Origin of the sequence: Yoonia sp. SDW83-1 (genome assembly GCF_046762885.1) — a bacterium.
Taxonomy (GTDB): Bacteria; Pseudomonadota; Alphaproteobacteria; order Rhodobacterales; family Rhodobacteraceae; genus Yoonia.
Map to the genome: position 1 here is coordinate 25637 of NZ_JBKQXO010000004.1, position 20360 is coordinate 45996.

Here is a 20360-nt window from a genome sequence, read left to right on the forward strand (position 1 = left end):
TGATCACTGGCAGGGCGCTCCTTCTTTGCTTGGACAAAGATACCATGACAGATCAGCCGTTGCCAAGGCAGCCGGTCGAGGTCAGACAGCGCAAATGACACTACGTGCCTCCAACCCGCCCCTTGCCATCGCGTTCATGCTGACGGCCACGGCGTTCATTGCAGGGACGATGCTGATGGCCAAGACGCTGGGGTCCGATTTGCTGGGCGATCCTTTGCATCCCCTGCAGATCAGCCATGGGCGGTTCTTGTTTGCGTTTCTGGCGATTGGGGCGGCGGCGGCAGTGATGAGGCCCCGCCTGACGCGGCCTGATCTGCGTCTGCATGTCGGGCGGACGGTTTTCGGCTGGGGTGGCGTGACATGCATGTTTGCGGCGGTTGCGTTTATCCCGCTGTCGGATGCCACCGCGATCAGTTTTCTGAACCCGGTTTTCGGCATGTTACTGGCGATCCCGCTCTTGGGGGAACGTGTCGGGCGGTGGCGCTGGTTCGCGGCGCTGATGGCGCTATGCGGTGCGCTGGTGCTGCTGCGTCCGGGGCCGGAGACGTTTCAGGTAGCGGCCCTGCTGGCGCTGGGGGCGGCGGCGCTGATGGGGATGGAGTTGATTTTCATCAAGAAGCTGGCTGACCGGGAACCGTCCTTTCAGATCCTGCTGGTCAATAATGCGCTGGGGCTGGTCATTGCCACGCTGGCGGTGCTGCCGGTCTGGGTGCCGCCAAGTGGGGCACAATGGGCCGCGCTGGCCGCGCTTGGCGTGCTGATGGCCACTGCACAGGCCTGTTTTGTGAACGCGATGGCGCGGGCGGATGCCAGTTTTGTCACGCCATTCGCCTATGTCACCCTGATCTTTGCGACGCTTTACGATTTGCTTATTTTCGATGTGATACCAGACGCTGTCAGCATGCTGGGGGCCGCCATCATTCTGACCGGCGCAACTTTGCTGGCCTGGCGGGAAAACCGGATGCGTGCTTGAACCCTTTTCAGCCATAGAGCATAGGCGTTCTGTCAAAATGCAGCCATGATGTTGGGCTAGGTGCTCCGCCATGAACGATGTTTACGAGTATCGCAGGGCACCCAATCCATGGGTGATTAGGCTGTCAGCGATGGCCCTGATACTGCTGACGACATTCGTGATTATCACCGAGGCGGGCCATCTGATGGTGGTGGTCTGGGGGTTGGCGGCGACCACATATTGCTGGATGATGATGCCCAAGCCTGTGCTGGGCATCCGGATCGACCGGGAAAATCTTGTGCTGGGGGCGTGGCGCAAACCGCGTGCCATCCCTTTGGACGATATCTCCTATCTGCGGGTGACCGAGGTCAGCGCCGAAACCTCTGTGACGATTGTCTACAAGGACGGGCGCGAGGAAGGCACATTCGCCGGTGACCTGCCCGAGATCGAGACCCTGTCAGAGGTGCTGGCCGAGCGGGGCATTCCGCTGCGCGACATTTTCTAGGATTTCAGCCGATACCCGGTGTGCATCCAGCGCCAGCAGATGCTCAGCACGACGACACAGGCCAGCCCCACAACGCCCAGCCCGATCCACGGGCTGCTGTCGCTGACCCCGATCATCCCGTAACGCACCCCGTCAATGATGTAGAAAAACGGGTTTGCATGGCTCAGCGTCTGCATGAAGGGCGGCAAGGCGTCGATGGAATAGAAGGTCCCCGACAAAAACGCGAGCGGGGTGATCAGAAAGTTGGAAATCGCCGAAAGCTGATCGAACTTATTGGCAAAAATCCCTGCAATCAGGCCCAGCCCCCCCATCAGGATGGATCCCAGCAAGACAAACACCATGACCCAGACCGGGTATTGCAGACCGACACCCAGAAACAGTGCCGATCCTGCCGCAATCACGATGGCCACCAGCGCACCCCGTGCCACCGCCCCGCCAATATAGCCTGTGACAAGCTCCGCCGCGGACAAGGGGGGCATCAGCGTATCCACGATATTGCCCTGCACCTTGGCCGAGGCGAGGCTGGAGGATGTATTGGCAAAGGCGTTCTGGATCACGGTCATGGTCAGGATGCCGGGGGCCAGGAACGTCATGAAGGGCACGCCCATCACATCGCCCCGCTGCGGACCGATAGCGATGGTGAAGATCATCAGAAACAGGCCTGCATTGATCAGCGGCGCCATGACAGTTTGCGACCAGACATTCATGAACCGGCGCACTTCGCGGCGCATCAATGTCCATGTGCCCAGCCAGTTCACCCGGCCAAACCGGCGCACGCCCATCATAGCCTGTTCTTTCATCGCGACACCTCTGCCTAATTGCGGCGCTGGTCCTTCACATCCGCCTCAGCCATGCTTAGAATAGGGGATTGTTGGAATAGACAAGGCCTGATGTGATCCATCACGCCTTCCCGAACCAAAGGAATACATATGTCCTGGACAGACGAGCGCGTCGAGACGCTCAAAAAGATGTGGGGCGAAGGCCAGTCGGCCAGCCAGATCGCCAAGGAACTGGGCGGTGTGACCCGCAATGCCGTGATTGGCAAGGTGCACCGGCTGGGCCTGTCGAACCGGGCCGGGTCCGGTGGCGCAGCGGCGACCAAGGCGGCCCCCAAGGAAAAGCCTGCAGCGGCGGCGAAACCGGCGCCCAAACCTGCAACCAAGGCCAAGCCGGCCTCGACCCCGCCAAAGGAAGAGCCGGAACTGGACGAGAACGGGATCCCGATCTCGGCCGCGCGCCGGGCCATCATCCCTGCCGGTCAACCCTTGCCGCCACAGCCATCGGCCAATGAAATCAGCCCAGAGGCGCTGGCCAAGGTCAATGAGGTGGAAAAGACCGCCAAGAAGATCAGCCTGATGGAACTGACCGAAAAGACCTGCAAATGGCCCGTGGGTGATCCGGCGACGGATGATTTCTGGTTCTGCGGCTTGGCCGTGCAGCAGGGCAAACCCTATTGCGAGGCGCATGTCGGCGTGGCGTTCCAGCCCATGTCATCGCGGCGGGATCGCAGACGATAACAGACACGACAACGTAAGATGGGTTTAAACCCATCTTACTGTTTGCAAGGCTGCCCTTCACGGGCGGCCTTTTTCATTTGTGCAATCTGATCCGGAAATTCGCCCTTGCATTAATTAACGAAAAGTGGAATTAAAGATTAATGACCACCCTGTCCAATACATTTGCAGCCCTCGGTGACCCGACCCGCTTTGCCATTGTCGAACGGCTGCTGCAGGATGGCGAACTGCCAGCAGGCACGCTGCATAATGTGGCCGACCTATCTGCCCCGGCCATGTCGCGCCATCTGAAGGTGTTGCGCAGCGCAGGTGTGGTCCGCCAGCGTGTCGACAAGCAGCGCCGCCTTTACTCCATCGATCCGGCCGCCATGCAGGCCATCAACGATTGGGCGATGAGCTATCCCAAATTCTGGGCCAAGAGCCTTGACCGCCTGGATGCGACCCTGAAGGAAGACCGTTCATGAGTACCCTGGAAATGACCCGCATCTTTAACGCCCCGCAGGACAAGGTGTTCCGGCACCTGACCGAAACCGCGTTTCTGCTGAATTGGTGGGGCCCCGAAGGAACCCGGATCGCCGATCATAATCTCAGCTTTGCTGCCCCCGGTCCCTGGTCTGCCACCATGGTCGGCCCACAAGGGCACGGGGCCACCGTCGGCGGTGAGGTCCGGGTCGTTGAACCGCCCGATATGGTTGAACTGACCCTGAGCTTTGCGCTGGAAGATGACACGCGCGGCCCGGAATCAGTGATCCGCTTCACCCTGTCCACCACGCCCGGTGGCGATACCAAACTGCAGCTTACCCAGTCGGGACTGAACCCCGAACACATCGCCGATATGCGCGACAAGGGCTGGGCTTCTGCTCTGGCCCGGCTCGAAACCCTCGTCACGGCAGCCTAGAAAGGACACCCTATGCCTCAATTCATCATGACCTATCACGGCGGCAGCCAGCCCAAGACACCCGAAGACGGCAAGGCCCATATGGAAAAATACATGCAATGGATCGGCGGGCTTGACGCCGTTGTGCCGCAACAACCGCTCAAAGGAACCGAGGTGCTGGGCGACAAGGAGATCACGACGATGATGGGCTATACGATCATCAACGCCGCCGATATGGATGCGGCCCGCGCGATTGCCCAGTCCTGTCCGTTTCTTGAGATGGATAACAGTGCGATGCAACTGAGCGAATTGGCACAGATGCCGGGTTAGGGGGCATCGTTCTTCCTGGCGAAACGCCGAATACCTGCCCCGCAGATTTTCCGGGTACGAAAATTCTTAACCGACAAACGCCGCCTGTAGCCCCAGGAATATCAGGCCCGACATGATTGCCGCTGCTGGCACGGTCACCACCCAAGCCGCGATGATGGTCATGAAATGCGACCGGCGCACCAGTTTGCGGCGGCGCCGTTCTTCGGGCGCGATCCGCTTTGCAGCGGGTCGTTGCGCCGATGACAGGCGTGCGCGCCGCTCCGCATCCCATTCGCGGAAAAATCCGACGCCGAAGACGCCGCCTACGGCGATATGGGTCGATGACACCGGTAGACCCAGCCAACTGGCCACGATCACGGTGATCGCCGCTGATAAGGCCACGCAATAGGCGCGCATCGGGTTCAGCTTCGTGATCTGGCTGCCCACCATGCGGATCAGTTTGGGCCCAAACAGGATCAGCCCGAACGATATCCCAAACGCCCCGATCACCATGACCCAGGTTGGGATGCTGACCTTGCCTGCGAATGTGCCGAATTCCTCGGCATGCACAATTGCCGCGAGCGGTCCGACCGCGTTGGCCACATCATTGGCCCCGTGGGCGAATGACAGCAGTGCCGCTGACAGGATCAGCGGGATGTTGAACAGCACTTTCAGCGACCGGTTGCGGTTTTCCAGCCCTTCGGACTGGCGGCGGATCATCGGCGCGGATACCGCATAGATCGCAGCCCCGATGGCCAGACCGATCAAGCAGGCTGTGATCAGATCGACCGTGACGATTTTCTTCAGCCCTTTCATCGCCAGATACATCGCAAAGACACCACCCATGATCCCGATCAGCACGGGCACCCAGCGACGGGCGGCAGCGATTTTATCATCCTGATAGATGATGGCGGTCTTGATGAAGGCCAGAAACAGCGCCGCAATCACCCCACCCAGCACGGGCGAGATCACCCAGCTTGCGGCAATCGCGCTCATCGTGGGCCAGTTGACGGCGGCGAAACCTGCCGCGGCAATGCCCGCCCCCATGACCCCGCCCACAACCGAATGGGTGGTTGATACCGGTGCGCCCACCCAGGTGGCCAGGTTCACCCACAAGGCGGATGAGATCAGTGCCGCCATCATCGCCCAGATGAAAACCGTGCTGCTGGCGACACTTTCCGGATCGATGATTCCCTTCGAGATGGTTGAAACCACATCGCCCCCGGCCAGCAGGGCACCGGCACTTTCGCACAAGGCGGCAATCACGATAGCGCCGCCCATCGTCAGGGCGTTCGCCCCAACCGCCGGGCCCATGTTGTTGGCTACATCATTGGCCCCGATATTGACGGCCATGTAAGCGCCGAACGCGGCAGCGGCGATCACCACATAGGACCGTGAATCGCCACCGAAAAACAGGGTGCTGGCCAGTGCGGCGACCACGATGAATGTCATCGCAATGCCAAGGCCCACAAGGGGCTGGGCGACATATTGGGTCGCAAATTCAACCGCCCCGATCCGTCCCAGATCACGGTCGAGCGTTTTCCACTGATTTGTGGGTCCTGAATTGGCCACTTCTGTCCCTCCCCCCGGCTAGGCGGAAGGGGTAACGTCAGCGTGGCGCGCTGGCAACCGTTTACGCGGCGGCGAAGTTTTCGAGCATATCGCGCAGGCCCGGTTCATCCACTAGATTGGCCGCTTCCGCGACGGGCACCCATTTGCGGTCGCGCTTATGAGCTTCCGGGAAGTCATCAACGACGGATTTGGCAGTCACGGAATAGACCCGAATTTCACAAGGGATGACCGACCCGTTGTCGAACCGTTTTTCCGTCAGAAAACTGCCAAGGGCGGTATCGGCTGTCTTGCCCTTTTTCACGCCGCCTTCTTCCCAGGCTTCCTGTTTCGCGGCCTCGGCTGCGGACAGCCCGTCAATCGGCCAGCCTTTTGGCAGGATCCAGCGACCACTGGAGCTGGTCACCAGCAACACCTCAACACCCTCGTCACCGTCACGATGGCAAAGTGCCGCCACCTGCAGCGCAGGGGGGCGTTTCAGCAACGGGCGTAAGGCACCCGTCCAAAGGGACTGGATCATCGAGTTCATGTTAACCTGCCAATAGGTTTATTTTATTACACTTTTGTTAACACGACCCGGCTCATTTGGCAAATCACGCTCACGTGCCGCGCGGTTTTGCGCGTAACGTCGGGTCAGCTTGGGTAGGATCCTCGGGCCAGGGATGGCGCGGATAACGTCCGCGCATGTCGCGCCGCACATCGGCATAGGACGTGGCCCAGAACCCCACGATATCCTGCGTTACCTGCACCGGCTTCTGCCCCGGCGACAGCAGCGTGACCCGCAGCGGCGTGCGCCCCACGGTCGGATGCCGCGTTACCCCGAACATTTCCTGCAGGCGCAAGGTGATCCCCGGCGCCTCGCCCTCATAATCAATCGGTATCCGGCGCCCCAGCGGCGTTTCGAAATGGGCCGGGGCCGCCTTGTCCAGCCTTTGCATCTGGTCCCAGTCCAGCATCGCCCGCAACGCAGGCAGGATATCAAACCGTTTCCAGTCCGCCGCACTCCGCACCCCCTGCAGATGCGGCAGCAACCAATCCTCCAGCGTCTCCATCAGCGTTGCATCATCCATCGCGGGCAACCCGTCCACCAGCGCGACCCGCGCCCGGAACCGGTCAGCAGCGGGCGACGGGCGCAGCCCCAACTGGCGCACCCCTTCCAGCATCGCGCGCGCCACGGCCTCATCCGGGGCATCCGGCCAGACCCGGTCATCCAGCACCAGCGCGCCAAACCGTTCCTGTTTGCGGGTCAGAACCTGCGCATCGCGCCGCGACCACGCGCAGACATCGACCCAGGCGATCTGATCACCAAAGACCGCGCGCAGATCCTTTTCGCTGATCGGCAGGGCCTGTCTGATCCGCGCCTCGCGCGTGTCCCCATCCAGATCGCTGGCGATAATCAGGCGCTGCCCAGCAAGCGGATCGTCATCGGCCAGCAACGCGCCCTTGCCCCCCGACAATACATAGCGGGGCGCATCACCCTTCCGGCGCAGCCCGACCCTGTCGGGATAGGCCAGCGCCAGTTGCTGGGCCAGCGGCATGGGCGGGCGTTTCGGCAGGCCCTTGGACAGGCGGGGGATTTCGGCCTTGATCTGGGCAAGGGCCGCATGATGCGGCTGACCCGGCCCGTCATAGCGGCCTTTCAAGGCAGCGATGCGCAGACCCAGATCGGCAGGCGCACCTTGCAGCGGGTCACGGCCCGCCAACAGCGCGGCCAGCGGGGCGGCCTGCGCGCCTGCAATCTGCAACATATGACCCAACCGCGGATGCAAGGGCAGGGTGGCCAGCGCGCGGCCGTGATCCGTGATCCGCATATCGCGGTCCAGTGCGCCCAACCCCTGCAGCAGCGCACGCGCCTCGGCCAAGGCACCGGGGGGCGGTGGGGTGAGGAACGCCAGATCATCACTGCCCCAAACCGCCATCTCAAGGGCGAGATTGGCCAGATCCGCCACCTCGATCTCTGCCGGGGCAAAGGCGGGCAGGGCGCCCTGTTCGCCCTTGGTCCACAGACAATAGGCATCGCCGGGCGCAACCCGACCTGCACGACCAGCGCGTTGCGTTGCCTCCGCCCGGCTGACCCGTTCGGTGACAAGGCGCGACATCCCCGATCCGGGATCAAACCGGGCGCGCCGGGCGCGACCGGCATCAACGACCACGCGAATATCCTCGATCGTCAGGGAAGTTTCCGCAATGGATGTGGACAGGACAATCTTGCGACCCGACAGAACCGGAGCGATGGCGGCCCGCTGATCCTTGAACGGCATCGCCCCATAAAGCGGCCTGATCTGGCAATCATCAGGCAACCGGCCCTGCAATGCGGCAGCGGTACGCCGGATCTCACCTTCGCCGGGCAGGAACACCAGCACACCGCCCGTGGTCCGGGCAGCGGCCTCTGCCACCAGATCAGCGGTCGCGACCTCCAGCCGGGTGCCCTTGGGCAAGGCGCGGTCCAGATGATGGGTGGTGACCGGAAATGACCGGCCTTCGGATGTGATGACCGGCGCGTCATCCAGCAGCGCGGCAACCGGATCGGCATCCAGCGTGGCGGACATCACAAGGATCTGCAGATCGGGGCGCAGCACAGCGCGGATTTCCCAGGCCAGCGCCAGCCCCAGATCGGCATTCAGGGATCGTTCGTGAAACTCGTCAAAGATGATGGCGCCAATGCCCGTCAGGTCCGGATCGGACTGGATCATGCGGGTCAGAATACCCTCGGTCACAACCTCGATCCGGGTGCCGGGCTTGCTGTCACCGCGCATGCGGTAACCGACTGTCTTGCCCGGGGCCTCGCCCAACCCTTCGGCCAGACGCTCGGCGGCAGCACGGGTGGCTAGGCGGCGGGGTTCCAGCATGATGATCCTGCCAGGGGTCACCCCGGCGTCAAGCATGGCAAGCGGAACGCGGGTGGTTTTCCCAGCGCCGGGCGGGGCCTGCAGCACCGCGCGGCCATGGCTGCGCAAGGCGGCAACAAGGTCTGGCAGGACAGGATCAATAGGCAGCGCAGTCATCGCTGCGATCTTTGGCACAAGGCGGGTCAAGACACCACCTTACGGTGCGGGTCTGTCGCGGCAGAGCGTCACCGTAAGATGGGTTTCAACCCATCGTCCCTTTAGCGAAGGGGGGCAAACCCGATCGGCGCACCCACATCCGCGTTCCAGATATGCAGTTCATTGAAGTCAGAGATATCGATGGATGCCGGGGCCTCGAACACCTGCAAGCCTCTGATCTTGGCCAGACGGCCCAGATTGGCCGCAGGATTGGCGACACCATCCTTGCCCAGATGCAGGCGCAGATCGGCATCGACGTCCGGGCCAAGGGCGGTTTCCAGCACGATCAGCGCCGGACCATTGCCGGTATTGATCACCGAAACCCCGTGCTCGGCAATATAGTTGATCTGTTCTGACCAGCGACCGGCATCCGTCTGGTCGGCCTGCGTGGCAACCGGGGCGAGCAGTGACAGTGCAAATGCGGTTGCAACAAAACCGCGTGTAAATGGATTACTCATGATGGACCCTTTCGAAGAATGGCAGCGGGCCGCCGTGCGATATTTCCTAAATCTTAGCTATGAACGAATATTGATCTTTCAAAACACAACAGCGTGACGATGAACGGAAAGTTAACAGATTCCGTCATGGTCACCAAGTAAGTAAAACCCCACCGGGATGCAATGAAAAACCCGGCAGCACGCGGCAACCGGGTTCAGGAAATTGACGATGTGATGAAAGATCAGGCAGCGGTGGCCTTGGCGATTTCTTTCTTCACTTTCAACGCGTCTGCAGACAGTTCGGCATCCTTGGCTTTGGCCATGAACGCATCCAGACCGCCGCGGTGATCGACCGTGCGCAGGGCCGCGTTGGAGATGCGGAAGCGGAACGACCGGCCCAGCACGTCAGACTGCAGCGTCACATCCTGCAGGTTCGGCAGGAACCGGCGCTTGGTTTTGTTGTTGGCGTGGCTGACATTGTTGCCAGACATCGGGCCTTTTCCGGTCAGTTCGCAACGGCGCGACATGGGCGTTTTCCTTGTCCTGCGGACGTCACCAGCCCCTATGGCCGGACATCCTTTCAAACGGGTTGGGCCCTGCGACAGCAAGGCCATGAATAAGATCAGCGCCAGATAGGAGGATTCCGCCCGCCCGTCAACCCGGTTTGCCGCCTCTGCAGCGATCAATCGGCCCAGGCAAGCGGCGCGGGCAAATCAAACGCAGCGTAATCAATCCGCAGCACCCGCCTGGCCGCCGTTCTGGTAGCGGCCAGCGACCGATGCAGCGTCAACATGGGCAGGACCAGAACATCGCCCCTGTGGGCCACGCAGACCTCCGCCGGATAGGCTTTCGCCACGCTCTCCGCCTGATCAGCGGCAACCAGCCCGGTCGCATCGCTGCCTAGCGCAATTTCCATGGCCCCTTCATCTGCCCCTGCGTCATCAAGATGCACACGCACGAACAGCATCTGCGTCAGCAGCGCCTCCGGCGGTTCGCAATGCCAGACCCCGTGTTTACGTGACCAGTTGGCAAATCCGGGCACGTCATGCTGATCCTGCACCGCAATCACCCGGTCCTGATGCCACGGGAGCGCCCAGTTCGCAGCGGCGGTCTTGTCAAAAGCCACGGCGCGCACGGCAACCATGCCCGGACGCGCCCGCCGAATAACCGCGTCAACAGGCCGAAGGGCTGCGCGCAGATCATCGCTCAATGCCAGCCGCGCGCCGGGTTTGCCGCCCGTCGCGAACACCGCGTCGAGCGGGGCAAGCGCCGCCTTATCCAGCGCACTCCGGTCCCAGATCACGCGCGTAGGATGACTGGCCTCATCCATCTGACCCATCCCAGCGAGGGATTGCGCCGTCAACCGGCGCATGACCAAAGCCCTTCACCAGGTCGCCGCTGCATAGATGAAGGCGATCCCGAACCCGCCACATCCCAAAAAGAGCAGACCAGTCAGACCGGGATACCCAACAAGGACATATTTGGCGTCATCATCCTTGGAATAAACCATCAGGGTCGAGCCGACTTCAAAGGGACCATTGGAATCTTCCACCTGCTTGCTGCGCAATATGCAATCGGCGTCGGTATACCTGACAGTTGTAAGGTATCGTTCGCTGTCGCCCCAGTCCTCGCGGGTCACACTCTCGACCACCGCAATGACGCGTCTGCCACCATGTCTGAAACGGATGTGTCGTATGACCTGGGCAAACGCGACGGCCAGCAAGCCTATACCAAGCAATGAAAGTGCCGCTACCTGCAGGTACCAAATCATGACGATAAATAAGATCGCTGTCTCATCCTACTTCCAAGCCTAGACTGAGATTGTGACAGCTGCGTGACAATCGCCTTACTCACCGGGAAAGGCCGGCATAACCGCCGCCATCGCCGGGCGGTTGGGTTGAGTGATTTCACCCATCTACCCCTTCGCCCCGCGCAAGGGGGCCAGCACCGCTGCCGCCGCCGCCGCCGGGGACAGCGTGCCGTCGCGCACCTGCGCCTCGGCCGCCTGCATCCGCGCTTTCGTGTCGGCATCATCCTGCAGCCAGCGCAGAAGGCCTTGGCGCACATCTTCGGCAAACCAATAGCTTGCCTGCGCTTTGCGTGTCGCCGCCCAGATCCCCTGATCCTTGCGCCAATCCGCTAGCGCCTGCATATCGGCCCAGGCGGCCTCCAACCCGGTATCCTCCAGCGCGGACACGGTCAGCGCCTTGGGAAACCCGTCAGGGTCCTGTTCACGCTTGCGCAACAGGCGCAGGGCACCGGCATAGTCGGCACAGGTGCGCAGGGCCTGTTCCTTCAGCGCGCCATCGGCCTTGTTCACAAGGATCAGATCGGCCATCTCCATGATACCGCGCTTGACCCCCTGCAACTCATCACCGCCCGCAGGCGCCAGCAGCAGCACGAACAGGTCTGCCATCTGGGCGACCACCGTTTCCGACTGGCCCACACCCACGGTTTCAATCAGAACCACGTCAAACCCCGCCGCTTCGCACAGGGCCACAGCCTCGCGCGACCGGCGGGCAACACCGCCCAACTGCGTCTGACTGGGGGAGGGGCGGATGAACGCATTCGGATCGCGGGCCAGCTGTTCCATCCGGGTCTTGTCACCCAGAATGGACCCGCCCGACCGGGCCGAGGACGGATCAACCGCCAGCACTGCAACGCGCAGCCCCTGGCCGGTCAGCATCAGACCAAAGCGTTCAATAAAAGTCGATTTGCCCACACCGGGCGTTCCCGACAGACCAATCCGCAGCGCCTGCCGGTCCGTCCCCAACGCCTCTAGCAGCGCCAGCGCATCCGCCCGATGATCCGCCCGCCCGCTTTCCACCAGCGTAATCGCACGCGCCAGCGCACGGCGGTCACCGGCACGGACCCGTTCGGCCAAAGCTGCGATATCAAGCGTCTTCATGCGCCCTTTCTTATAGGGCACACCGGAAAGGTCCAGTCAGAGAAGGCATTCACTCCGCTCAGGGTAACCAGCCGTCAAACTGTTGCTGGTCGCTGGACCATGTTCAGGAGCGCGATGCGGACTTTGCGACCATTTGCTGCGCTGGTTCGAACGGCGGCTATTATTTGCGAAAAACGTCACGGCTCACCCGAGGTATTGTGCACGTCGACACCAACGACGATGCTGCAAGGATGGTCACCGAAATCGAGTTCTCTTTCGCGGCACTGAACCCAACAGCGCGACGGCACATTCGCGTGTTTCAGATACACCAGTTCCTTGACCGTTTTGCGATGGGACTGACAGTCGCCGTTGTTGCTCTGGCATTGACTGACCGTGGCATGGACCTCCTTCAAATCTCGCTTCTCTTCGGGGTCTACTCGCTCACGACGATGGCGATGGAGCTGCCGTTTGGTGGCCTCGCCGACAGCATTGGCCGCAAGCCAGTCTTCTTGACGGCGGTTGTCGCCAGCTTGATTTCGCTGGCGCTCTTTCTCTCGACGCGTGATTTCGAAGTTCTGGCGCTTTCATTTGCATTCATCGGTTTTGGACGCGCGCTCAGGTCAGGCACGCTTGATGCGTGGTTTGTCGAAACTTTCAAGGCCGCAGCACCCAATGTGGATGTCCAGCCCGCACTGGCCAAAGCGCAATGGGCCAATGCCGTGGGGTTGGCCATTGGCGCCGTCTTGGGAGGTCTACTGCCCGATGTTTTAGGCGAGGCCGCGAAAAGCCTTGGGTTCAGCATCTATGATGTGTCCTACGTGGCAAGCTTCGGTGTGATGTTGGGCGTGTTTGTTTTCACGATGTTGGCCATTGTCGAAAAACCGCGTCCGAGAGACGTCACTGCTCTCATGCACGGCTTCGCGAATGTCCCAACGGTGATAAAGGACGCGAGCGTTTTGGCTCTGAAACATCCCACACTGTCGATACTTCTGGCAGCGTTAGCGTTCTTTTTGATGGCAACCAACCCTGTCGAGGTGATCTGGCCGACCCATGCAAAACCCATGTTGGACGAGGGTTACGCAAACACCGTCATCGGTGTCGTCACTGCGACCTATTTCTTCTCCATCGCTTTCGGTGCTTTTCTGTCTGCGCACATCAGCCGGATCTTCAAGCGGCGGCACGCCATGACGCTGGCGGCGGCCTTTGCTTGCTTGGCATGCGTTCAGATCGCATTGGCGTTGCAAGGGAGTATCATCGGCTTTGTGACGGTATTCGTTCTGTATTCTGTGATCCTTGGTGTCAGCGAAACGCCGGCCAGCAGCATTCTGCATCGCTGTGTAAAAGACCGTCAGCGGTCGACCATGCTATCTCTGAGATCGCTGATACAACAGTTGGGGGGCGCATTGGGTCTGGTTTTGGCCGGAGCCGTCGCTGAAATATACTCTACACCCATTGCATGGATTGTCGGTGCGGTGTTTCTGTTCATTGCAGTGATACTGATCTTGTTGTTGGTCAGACGACTGGACTTAGAAGCTGAATAGCTGACTTTCGTGCGCCGTGAAGCATCTGTCATTTTGGGCTCGCTCCAGACATTTGATCCAACGTCGCTCAAACCTTACCGTCTTGTTTACACTTGCACCGCGCGGTCCGTTGACGCAGCTATTTGCCGCAAAAGGGTCCGACGCAAGTCCGACGTTTTGCCGACGCGATGCCGACCGGTGACTTTGGTCAAAACCCCTGTGTTAACTGATGATTCGCTCGTTCACCCCAATGAGGGTGTTGCGCCGCCCCGTCAGACCCAACGCGCGTAGCGTCACCCGGTCAGTTCGGCCACCCAAGCGGGCACGATTTCAGTGGCAGGGCCGAACCGGCGGGCGTCGAATGCGTTCGTCCGTGCTGAAGGTTCAAGGTTCAGTTCCAGTGTCTCGCCCTGCGCCAGTTCGACCAGTCCGGCCGCCGGGTAGACCTCTGCGCTGGTGCCGATGGCGACGAAGAGATCGGCGGCGGACACCACGGCGGCGATCCGGTCCATGTGATAAGGGATTTCGCCGAACCAGACCACATCGGGCCGCGTGGCAGGGGCCGCACAGGACGGGCAGGGATCGTCAGGCTGCATCGTGGCGGGCGCATCCCAGCGGGCATCGCAGGCGGCACACAGGCCGCGCATCAGCTCGCCATGCATGTGGATCACCTGCGCAGCGCCCGCCCGTTCATGCAGGTTATCGACGTTCTGGGTCACGATGGTCAGCTCATGTTGCGTGCTGCGTTCCAGTTTCGCCAGCGCCTCATGCGCGGCATTCGGCAGGGATTCCAGGCAGTTGGCGCGGCGCGCGTTATAGAATTCATGCACCAGCGCAGGGTTGCGGGCAAAGCCTTCGGGTGTTGCAACCTCCTCCAGATCATATTTGGTCCAGAGCCCATCCTGATCGCGAAAGGTGCCCAGCCCGCTTTCCGCTGAAATGCCTGCGCCGGTCAAAACAACAATCTTCATGGCCGCCTCCTTGCCCGTGGCGGATGATTGGCGGGGCCGTGGCGAAGTGCAAGTTGCAATCGGGCGCGGGCCGGTGCATTGGACGGAAAAACGAGGGCGGAGCATGACGGAAAAACGCGGATCAAAGATCCTCTCGATCATCTTTTTCATTCTGGCAGGCCTGTCAGCCATCGGCTGGGTTCTGTTTTACGGCTATGTCAGTGCGATGGCCTGTGCCTTTGGCTCGCCCAATGGCAATTGTCGGACGCGGATGCCGTGGGAGCTGCAGGGGGAGGATTTCATTTTCCTCGTGGTCACGCCGGGGGTGATCTTTCTGGTTTTTCTCGGGCTTGGGTTGTTGACCCGACCGCGGTAATCAGCCCGGCCATTGCCATACTTGTGCCGCAACTGCGGGTCATGTTGTGGCCGTATATCGCAAGTCAGACGCGGAAATTTATTATATGCTACAAGACGATAACGTGATTTTCAGTTTCACCGGACCGATGGGCGTGCGGGTGGAGGTCGGGCAGTCGCTGCTGTTTCTTCTGGGGCTGCTTGTGTTTCTGGCCGGGGATCTGACCAGTGGCCTGACATTTGCGGCTATGCTCCTGATCGCGATCTTCCTGCACGAGATTGGCCACGCTTGGGGATGTCTGGTGCAGGATGTGCCGGTTCGCAGGGTTATGATGCATGGCGGTGGCGGTTTCTGCCAGCCGGCCCGGTCGGGGACCCCACATGAGGAAGAACTGATTGTCGCCATGGGGCCCATCGTCAATCTGGGATTGTGGGCGGTGGCATCGCTGGTGCAATGGATGATGTGGGACAGCTTGATTGCCGCACCGACCCTGGTGATGGTGCAGATTTATACCCTGCTGGGCATGTTCGCCTTCCTCAATCTGGCGCTCTTCATCTTTGCGTTGATCCCGGTCCAGCCGCTCGACGGGGGAAAACTGCTGCACCTGATGCTGCTGCGGGTGCTGCCGCCGGCGGCGGCCCACAGGGTGACCGGACAGATCGGGCTGGTGCTGTCGATCCTGTGGATCCCCGCCGCCATCGTCGTCTATGTGCATTACGGGTTCATCCTGTTCTTCATCCCCTCGATTCCGGCCCATTACCGGATGGCGCGGGGGCAACTGGCCTGAGCGGCCGCGCTTTGTTAACCTCTCTGTAAGAAGAGGAGGGGGACCTATGACCAAAACACCAGTGCATCTGTGGATCGTCGGGATACTGAGCCTGCTGTGGAACGCCGGCGGCGCGATGGATTACATCATGACACAAACCGCAAACGCGGAGTATCTGGCGCAGGCCCCGGCAGAGCGGCTTGAGATGCTGACCAATGCCCCCCTTTGGTTCAACGCCACTTGGGCAATCGGGGTCTGGTTTTCGGTGCTTGGCTCGCTTTTGCTGTTGCTGCGGTCGCGTTATGCCGGGTCGGCCTTTGCGTTGTCCCTGTTGGGGCTGATCGGCTCTTCGATCTACACCTATGGGATCGCGGATGGTGGCAGCATGCTGGCCGTCGCCGGAATAGGCGCCATCATCTTTAGCATCGCCATTCCTGTGGTCTTGATCCTCCTCTGGGTCTATGCCCGCGCGATGACGAAACGGGGCGTGCTGCGGTGAGGGTGCTGTTTGTCTGTCTGGGCAATATCTGCCGGTCGCCTGCCGCCGAAGGGGTCATGCGCGGACTGGCACCGGACCTGACGCTGGACAGCGCAGGGACGGGCGGCTGGCATGTGGGCGATCCGCCTTACGGGCCGATGCAGGCCGCCGCCCGGGGGCGGGGGATCGACCTGAGCGGTTTACGCGCCCGGCAGTTCAGCGCGGCGGATTTCGACGCGTTCGACCTGATCGTGGCTATGGACGCCCAGAACCGGCAGGATATCGAAGACCTGCGGCCTGCCGGTCACCCCACGCCGGTGCGGATGCTGGATGCGAACGACGTGCCAGACCCCTACTACACAAGTGATTTCGAGGGGTGTCTGGATATCGTTGAGGCAGCCTGTGTCAAGCTACGGGCTGACATATCTGCCGCGCCTGCTCCGTAAACAGTTTGTAGCGGTCCCAGAACGCCTCGTCCCCGCGACGGTCCGACTGGCGGGTGTCCTGCGCCAGTTGCGGGTTCTCGAAAAATGCAGCTGCGCGGGACTGATCACGACCCGACAGGTTCCGGTCTGCGACCTGCTGCACGCAGGAACATAACGCGGGCGTCGCATTGCGGCGGTCCGCATCAATGCAAGCCTCACCAATCGTGCCAGATACCCCGCCGCCGCCACATGCGGCAACCGAGGCGAAAGCCCCCAAAATCAATAAACTGCGCATCACAATGCCTCTGCTCGGCCCCTGATTATTCCAGGTGGTCCATGGTGTCGTGCCCCACATGACGCAGTATGGCGGGGGAGGTGCGCGGATGCAATTGGGGATTGTGGGTTGGACTTGCGAACAGGCGTATCGGACGGTAATGCAAGCAAATCACTGGTGGCGAAGTCGTGGACTGTGGTGAGGTTCCGCCAAAGCGGGAGCGGGTATGCTGAATATCAGGCACCTATGTTACGCGGTACCACTGTTATGGACTGATTCCAGCGGAACTTTAATCGTGTCACCGAACCAAGCGTCAACCTTGCGCCTGTCACGCATTTCTCCGCGATAGTCCACAAGGAAGAAGAAGTGCAGCTCTACGAGGAACATACTTGCGTTCCAGATGTCCAACAGTTGCTGGCCGTCGAGCACAACATCTGGTTTTGCATGCGATATCGAGTTGCGTACTTTTGTCAGAATTAGGAAGTCGTTGCTGATATTCTTTTTTTTGTAGGCACGTCGAACTGAAAACGCATGGTCGAGAGCGTCTGCTCGATACCCAATGAATCGGGTCGAAGCCGCAAGTCTGCTGTGAAAGCCCCTTGCTTGGTTGGTCAGTTCTGGGGTCCATCCCGCATGTTTTTGAAGGATGAATTCGCAAAGCAGCTCTAGTGCTGATTGTGCAAGAACAATTCCAGCCTCGATACCGGCAGAGTTTCTAGCCGAAGTCGATGCGCGATAGAAGTCGACCGCCCGTCTCAACGCATCTTCGGTTTCGGGATCTTTGCATGCGAACTGATACTTATCGAACAAGTCAGGAAGTATTCGCGCTGAATGAAAATTTGCCCAATTGTCAGTTGTCTGTAGATGATCATGACGTCCGGCTTCCGGCTGTATTGCAGATAGTTTACCATCTTTGGTTCGAGCCAACCAAGGCCCGAGGCCGACATCGACACCTGTAACGAAACGCAAAAATCGCCACACTTGAGAGATATCTCTCTCGGTCTTTTTTAAGTTGTAGCTGGCAGATGTTGGTGTGATTTTGAAAGCGCCAGTAATGACGACATCTTGGTTAAGTTGTGTTGCGCTTTGGTAGGCACCCGCAGCCTCGTTGAGCGGACTGAGCATCAGTTTTGCCGACTTTGTTTTGAGTTCGACGTTACCCAAGAGAAGTGACGGGTTGATGTTCAGTATGTTACCACTGACGGCATGGATTGGTTCGAAAAACTCAACCTGCAATGGTTGCTGGGTGAGCACGCAAGTCATTTTCGTAGATTTGCTCTTTGATGAGCTTTGTCTTGACACCGTTAAGAACGGATATCGCTGCTTCGAGGACCCGAATTCGAATTCCTGCGATTCATAGTGCTGCAACGAAGTCCTTAAGGCATCCTGAATACTGGTTGTTTCTAGGTAAATCTCAAAAATCAAGCCCATCTTGGCGTCGTGTTTTGCTAAGACGCGTTCTGTTTCGGTGAGTTTACCATCCAGGTAGAGTTTTGGCCGCCATGTGTGGAGCTCCAACGTGCCGTTGGCATTTTTTGGAATGATGCCGTCACCATCAAGCTGATTATCCACCATTGACCGCTCCCCAAATCCCCTACATATCCCTGTCATGACAGACCTTTCGCACATCCGCAATTTCTCCATCGTCGCCCATATCGACCATGGGAAATCGACGCTCGCTGACCGCCTGATCCAGTCCACCAATACGGTGGCCGACCGGGATATGAAGGCGCAGCTTTTGGACTCCATGGATATCGAACGCGAGCGCGGGATCACCATCAAGGCCAACACGGTCCGCATCGACTATCTCGCTGATAACGGTGAGAAATACGTGCTCAACCTGATCGACACGCCCGGCCACGTCGATTTCGCCTACGAGGTGTCGCGGTCCATGCGCGCCGTCGAAGGGTCCCTGCTCGTCGTCGACAGCACCCAGGGGGTGGAGGCGCAGACCCTCGCCAATGTCTACCACGCGCTCGACGCCGACCACGAAATCGTGCCCGTCCTGAACAAGATCGACCTGCCCGCGTCCGAATGCGATCAGGTCGCGGCCCAGATCGAGGATGTGATCGGGCTCGACGCCTCCGATGCGATCCGGGTCTCTGCCAAGACCGGTGTCGGGATCAAGGACACGCTTGAAGCGATCGTGCACCGGCTGCCCGCGCCCAAGGGCAACCGCGATGCGCCGCTCAAGGCAATGCTGGTCGACAGCTGGTACGACAGCTACCTCGGCGTCATCGTTCTGGTGCGCATCATCGACGGGGTGATGAAGAAAAACGACCGGGTCAAATTCATGTCCAACGGGACCGTCCACCAGATCGACAAGATCGGGGTGTTCCGGCCCAAGATGCAGGATGTGGGCGAGTTGGGGCCGGGCGAAATCGGCTTCATCACCGCGTCGATCAAACAGGTGCGCGACACGCGGGTCGGCGACACGATCACGTCCGAGAAGAAGGGGGCAGAAACCCCGCTCCCCGGCTTCAAACCGTCCCAGCCGGTCGTCTTCTGCGGGCTCTTCCCCGTGGACAGCTCCGAATTCGAGGATCTGCGCGATGCCATCGAAAAACTCGCCCTGAACGACGCCTCCTTCAGTCACGAGATGGAAACATCCGCCGCCCTCGGCTTCGGTTTCCGCTGCGGGTTCCTGGGGCTTCTCCACCTCGAAGTCATCCGCGACCGGATCGAACGCGAATATGACATCGAACTGATCACGACCGCGCCCTCCGTCGTCTACCACATCTACATGCGCGACGGCACGATGATCGACCTGCACAACCCCGCCGACATGCCCGACCTGACCCATGTGGACCATCTGGAGGAGCCGCGGATCAAGGCGACCATCCTTGTCCCCGACGATTATCTGGGCGACGTGCTGAAACTGTGCCAGGACCGGCGCGGCGTGCAGCTGGACCTGACCTATGCCGGCTCCCGCGCGATGGTTGTCTACGACCTGCCGCTGAATGAAGTGGTGTTCGATTTTTACGACCGGCTGAAATCGGTGACCAAGGGCTATGCGTCATTCGATTACCAGATGACCGGTTACCAAACCGATAACCTCGTCAAGATGTCGGTGCTGGTGAATGACGAACCCGTCGATGCGCTGTCGATGATGGTCCACCGGGATCGGGCGGAGATGCGCGGGCGGGCCATGGTCGAAAAGCTCAAGGACCTGATCCCGCGCCACATGTTCAAGATCCCGATCCAGGCCGCCATCGGCGGCAAGGTCATCGCCCGCGAAACGCTATCCGCCCTGCGCAAGGACGTGACGGCCAAATGCTACGGCGGCGACGCCACGCGGAAACGCAAACTGCTGGACAAGCAGAAGGCGGGGAAAAAGAAGATGCGGCAGTTCGGGAAGGTGGACATCCCGCAGGAGGCGTTTATTTCAGCGCTGAAGATGGACAGCTAAAGCTTGCCATCTTTGGAGCGCGTGCGGGTAAGCGATTGGCGCAGCCAATTGCGGCCGCACTCGGTTAGATATGGCTTGCGGCGCTTAAG

Annotated in this window: 24 protein-coding genes; 12 read left to right on the forward strand and 12 right to left on the reverse strand. The window is 60.3% G+C overall.

From position 1 onward, the window contains the following. The first annotated feature begins 94 nt into the window (after positions 1-94). Complete coding sequence (locus tag ACFWW4_RS06080) at positions 95-973, forward strand: DMT family transporter (protein ID WP_411890032.1); 879 nt, start codon at positions 95-97, stop codon at positions 971-973. 70 nt (positions 974-1043) lie between these two features. Then, positions 1044-1457, forward strand: a complete 414-nt coding sequence (locus ACFWW4_RS06085) for a hypothetical protein (RefSeq protein ID WP_411890033.1) — start codon at positions 1044-1046, stop codon at positions 1455-1457. Here the strand turns inward: ACFWW4_RS06085 and ACFWW4_RS06090 are convergent. Then, positions 1454-2257, reverse strand: coding sequence for an ABC transporter permease (locus ACFWW4_RS06090; RefSeq protein ID WP_411890034.1), 804 nt, complete (start codon positions 2255-2257; stop codon positions 1454-1456). The genes ACFWW4_RS06085 and ACFWW4_RS06090 overlap by 4 nt on opposite strands. A gap of 129 nt (positions 2258-2386) precedes the next feature. Between ACFWW4_RS06090 and ACFWW4_RS06095 the strand changes: the two genes are divergently transcribed. From ACFWW4_RS06095 to ACFWW4_RS06110, 4 genes are all read left to right on the forward strand, one after another. Further along, entirely contained in the window at positions 2387-2974 is a 588-nt protein-coding gene (locus tag ACFWW4_RS06095) for a GcrA family cell cycle regulator (RefSeq protein ID WP_411890035.1), read from the forward strand. Between the two features lie 140 nt (positions 2975-3114). Beyond that, positions 3115-3435 (forward strand): ArsR/SmtB family transcription factor, encoded by a 321-nt coding sequence (locus ACFWW4_RS06100; RefSeq protein ID WP_411890036.1) that lies wholly within the window; start codon positions 3115-3117, stop codon positions 3433-3435. Next, a complete protein-coding gene (locus ACFWW4_RS06105) occupies positions 3432-3869 on the forward strand; it encodes an SRPBCC family protein (RefSeq protein WP_411890037.1) in 438 nt (145 codons plus the stop codon). The genes ACFWW4_RS06100 and ACFWW4_RS06105 overlap by 4 nt, the downstream gene beginning before the upstream one ends. A gap of 12 nt (positions 3870-3881) precedes the next feature. Further along, positions 3882-4178 (forward strand): hypothetical protein, encoded by a 297-nt coding sequence (locus ACFWW4_RS06110; RefSeq protein ID WP_411890038.1) that lies wholly within the window; start codon positions 3882-3884, stop codon positions 4176-4178. Positions 4179-4244: 66 nt separating this feature from the next. Here ACFWW4_RS06110 and ACFWW4_RS06115 read toward each other — a convergent pair whose 3' ends face one another. From ACFWW4_RS06115 to meaB, 8 genes are all read right to left on the reverse strand, one after another. Next, on the reverse strand, positions 4245-5729 hold the full coding sequence (locus tag ACFWW4_RS06115; protein WP_411890039.1) for an inorganic phosphate transporter: 1485 nt from the start codon (positions 5727-5729) through the stop codon (positions 4245-4247). Between the two features lie 61 nt (positions 5730-5790). Then, the gene (locus tag ACFWW4_RS06120) at positions 5791-6255 is read right to left on the reverse strand and encodes an NUDIX hydrolase (protein ID WP_411890040.1); all 465 of its coding nucleotides are present in this window, start codon (positions 6253-6255) and stop codon (positions 5791-5793) included. Positions 6256-6325: 70 nt separating this feature from the next. Beyond that, on the reverse strand, positions 6326-8731 hold the full coding sequence (gene hrpB / locus ACFWW4_RS06125) for an ATP-dependent helicase HrpB (RefSeq protein WP_411890041.1): 2406 nt from the start codon (positions 8729-8731) through the stop codon (positions 6326-6328). Between the two features lie 101 nt (positions 8732-8832). Next, a complete protein-coding gene (locus ACFWW4_RS06130) occupies positions 8833-9228 on the reverse strand; it encodes a hypothetical protein (RefSeq protein WP_393930332.1) in 396 nt (131 codons plus the stop codon). A gap of 221 nt (positions 9229-9449) precedes the next feature. Continuing rightward, positions 9450-9734, reverse strand: coding sequence for a 50S ribosomal protein L28 (gene rpmB / locus ACFWW4_RS06135; protein WP_393930334.1), 285 nt, complete (start codon positions 9732-9734; stop codon positions 9450-9452). Positions 9735-9889: 155 nt separating this feature from the next. Next, positions 9890-10579 (reverse strand): phytanoyl-CoA dioxygenase family protein, encoded by a 690-nt coding sequence (locus ACFWW4_RS06140; protein ID WP_411890042.1) that lies wholly within the window; start codon positions 10577-10579, stop codon positions 9890-9892. A 12-nt stretch (positions 10580-10591) separates the two neighbouring features. Further along, positions 10592-10945 carry a hypothetical protein gene (locus tag ACFWW4_RS06145; protein ID WP_411890043.1) on the reverse strand — a complete coding sequence of 118 codons (354 nt, stop codon included), beginning with the start codon at positions 10943-10945 and terminating at the stop codon, positions 10592-10594. 177 nt (positions 10946-11122) lie between these two features. Continuing rightward, on the reverse strand, positions 11123-12115 hold the full coding sequence (meaB, locus tag ACFWW4_RS06150; protein WP_411890044.1) for a methylmalonyl Co-A mutase-associated GTPase MeaB: 993 nt from the start codon (positions 12113-12115) through the stop codon (positions 11123-11125). Between the two features lie 230 nt (positions 12116-12345). Between meaB and ACFWW4_RS06155 the strand changes: the two genes are divergently transcribed. Continuing rightward, positions 12346-13635, forward strand: a complete 1290-nt coding sequence (locus ACFWW4_RS06155; protein WP_411890290.1) for an MFS transporter — start codon at positions 12346-12348, stop codon at positions 13633-13635. A gap of 272 nt (positions 13636-13907) precedes the next feature. Here the strand turns inward: ACFWW4_RS06155 and ACFWW4_RS06160 are convergent, their stop codons facing one another. After that, positions 13908-14585: an NAD-dependent deacylase gene (locus ACFWW4_RS06160; protein WP_411890045.1), complete on the reverse strand. Its 678-nt coding sequence runs from the start codon at positions 14583-14585 to the stop codon at positions 13908-13910. Between the two features lie 103 nt (positions 14586-14688). Between ACFWW4_RS06160 and ACFWW4_RS06165 the strand changes: the two genes are divergently transcribed. The 4 genes from ACFWW4_RS06165 (at position 14689) to ACFWW4_RS06180 (ending at position 16609) form a co-directional block, all read left to right on the forward strand. Next, complete coding sequence (locus tag ACFWW4_RS06165; RefSeq protein WP_411890046.1) at positions 14689-14940, forward strand: methionine synthase; 252 nt, start codon at positions 14689-14691, stop codon at positions 14938-14940. An 85-nt stretch (positions 14941-15025) separates the two neighbouring features. Next, entirely contained in the window at positions 15026-15706 is a 681-nt protein-coding gene (locus ACFWW4_RS06170; RefSeq protein ID WP_393930348.1) for a site-2 protease family protein, read from the forward strand. Between the two features lie 46 nt (positions 15707-15752). Next, positions 15753-16184, forward strand: coding sequence for a hypothetical protein (locus ACFWW4_RS06175; RefSeq protein ID WP_411890047.1), 432 nt, complete (start codon positions 15753-15755; stop codon positions 16182-16184). Next, positions 16181-16609, forward strand: a complete 429-nt coding sequence (locus ACFWW4_RS06180; RefSeq protein ID WP_411890048.1) for a low molecular weight protein-tyrosine-phosphatase — start codon at positions 16181-16183, stop codon at positions 16607-16609. Before ACFWW4_RS06175 ends, ACFWW4_RS06180 begins: the two co-directional genes overlap by 4 nt. Here the strand turns inward: ACFWW4_RS06180 and ACFWW4_RS06185 are convergent. Together ACFWW4_RS06185 and ACFWW4_RS06190 are read right to left on the reverse strand one after the other, a co-directional pair. Then, positions 16569-16883, reverse strand: a complete 315-nt coding sequence (locus tag ACFWW4_RS06185; RefSeq protein ID WP_393930354.1) for an arginine transporter — start codon at positions 16881-16883, stop codon at positions 16569-16571. The two genes, ACFWW4_RS06180 and ACFWW4_RS06185, sit on opposite strands and share 41 nt — an antisense overlap. 228 nt (positions 16884-17111) lie before the next feature. Beyond that, positions 17112-18437 (reverse strand): hypothetical protein, encoded by a 1326-nt coding sequence (locus ACFWW4_RS06190; protein ID WP_411890049.1) that lies wholly within the window; start codon positions 18435-18437, stop codon positions 17112-17114. Between the two features lie 34 nt (positions 18438-18471). On the opposite strand from ACFWW4_RS06190, the gene lepA reads away from it, so the two are divergent. After that, complete coding sequence (gene lepA, locus ACFWW4_RS06195) at positions 18472-20271, forward strand: translation elongation factor 4 (protein WP_411890050.1); 1800 nt, start codon at positions 18472-18474, stop codon at positions 20269-20271. Positions 20272-20360 lie beyond the last annotated feature (89 nt).

Coding starts and splice junctions, on each gene's coding strand:
- meaB (WP_411890044.1), bottom strand. CDS start 12,115: ATGAAGACGCTTGATATCGCAGCTTTGGCCGAACGGGTCCGTGCCGGT.
- ACFWW4_RS06085 (WP_411890033.1), top strand. CDS start 1,044: ATGAACGATGTTTACGAGTATCGCAGGGCACCCAATCCATGGGTGATT.
- ACFWW4_RS06190 (WP_411890049.1), bottom strand. CDS start 18,437: ATGGTGGATAATCAGCTTGATGGTGACGGCATCATTCCAAAAAATGCC.
- rpmB (WP_393930334.1), bottom strand. CDS start 9,734: ATGTCGCGCCGTTGCGAACTGACCGGAAAAGGCCCGATGTCTGGCAAC.
- ACFWW4_RS06160 (WP_411890045.1), bottom strand. CDS start 14,585: ATGAAGATTGTTGTTTTGACCGGCGCAGGCATTTCAGCGGAAAGCGGG.
- ACFWW4_RS06090 (WP_411890034.1), bottom strand. CDS start 2,257: ATGAAAGAACAGGCTATGATGGGCGTGCGCCGGTTTGGCCGGGTGAAC.
- ACFWW4_RS06140 (WP_411890042.1), bottom strand. CDS start 10,579: ATGCGCCGGTTGACGGCGCAATCCCTCGCTGGGATGGGTCAGATGGAT.
- hrpB (WP_411890041.1), bottom strand. CDS start 8,731: ATGACTGCGCTGCCTATTGATCCTGTCCTGCCAGACCTTGTTGCCGCC.
- lepA (WP_411890050.1), top strand. CDS start 18,472: ATGACAGACCTTTCGCACATCCGCAATTTCTCCATCGTCGCCCATATC.
- ACFWW4_RS06130 (WP_393930332.1), bottom strand. CDS start 9,228: ATGAGTAATCCATTTACACGCGGTTTTGTTGCAACCGCATTTGCACTG.
- ACFWW4_RS06080 (WP_411890032.1), top strand. CDS start 95: ATGACACTACGTGCCTCCAACCCGCCCCTTGCCATCGCGTTCATGCTG.
- ACFWW4_RS06100 (WP_411890036.1), top strand. CDS start 3,115: ATGACCACCCTGTCCAATACATTTGCAGCCCTCGGTGACCCGACCCGC.
- ACFWW4_RS06110 (WP_411890038.1), top strand. CDS start 3,882: ATGCCTCAATTCATCATGACCTATCACGGCGGCAGCCAGCCCAAGACA.
- ACFWW4_RS06155 (WP_411890290.1), top strand. CDS start 12,346: ATGGTCACCGAAATCGAGTTCTCTTTCGCGGCACTGAACCCAACAGCG.
- ACFWW4_RS06175 (WP_411890047.1), top strand. CDS start 15,753: ATGACCAAAACACCAGTGCATCTGTGGATCGTCGGGATACTGAGCCTG.
- ACFWW4_RS06095 (WP_411890035.1), top strand. CDS start 2,387: ATGTCCTGGACAGACGAGCGCGTCGAGACGCTCAAAAAGATGTGGGGC.
- ACFWW4_RS06185 (WP_393930354.1), bottom strand. CDS start 16,883: ATGCGCAGTTTATTGATTTTGGGGGCTTTCGCCTCGGTTGCCGCATGT.
- ACFWW4_RS06165 (WP_411890046.1), top strand. CDS start 14,689: ATGACGGAAAAACGCGGATCAAAGATCCTCTCGATCATCTTTTTCATT.
- ACFWW4_RS06105 (WP_411890037.1), top strand. CDS start 3,432: ATGAGTACCCTGGAAATGACCCGCATCTTTAACGCCCCGCAGGACAAG.
- ACFWW4_RS06120 (WP_411890040.1), bottom strand. CDS start 6,255: ATGAACTCGATGATCCAGTCCCTTTGGACGGGTGCCTTACGCCCGTTG.
- ACFWW4_RS06170 (WP_393930348.1), top strand. CDS start 15,026: ATGCTACAAGACGATAACGTGATTTTCAGTTTCACCGGACCGATGGGC.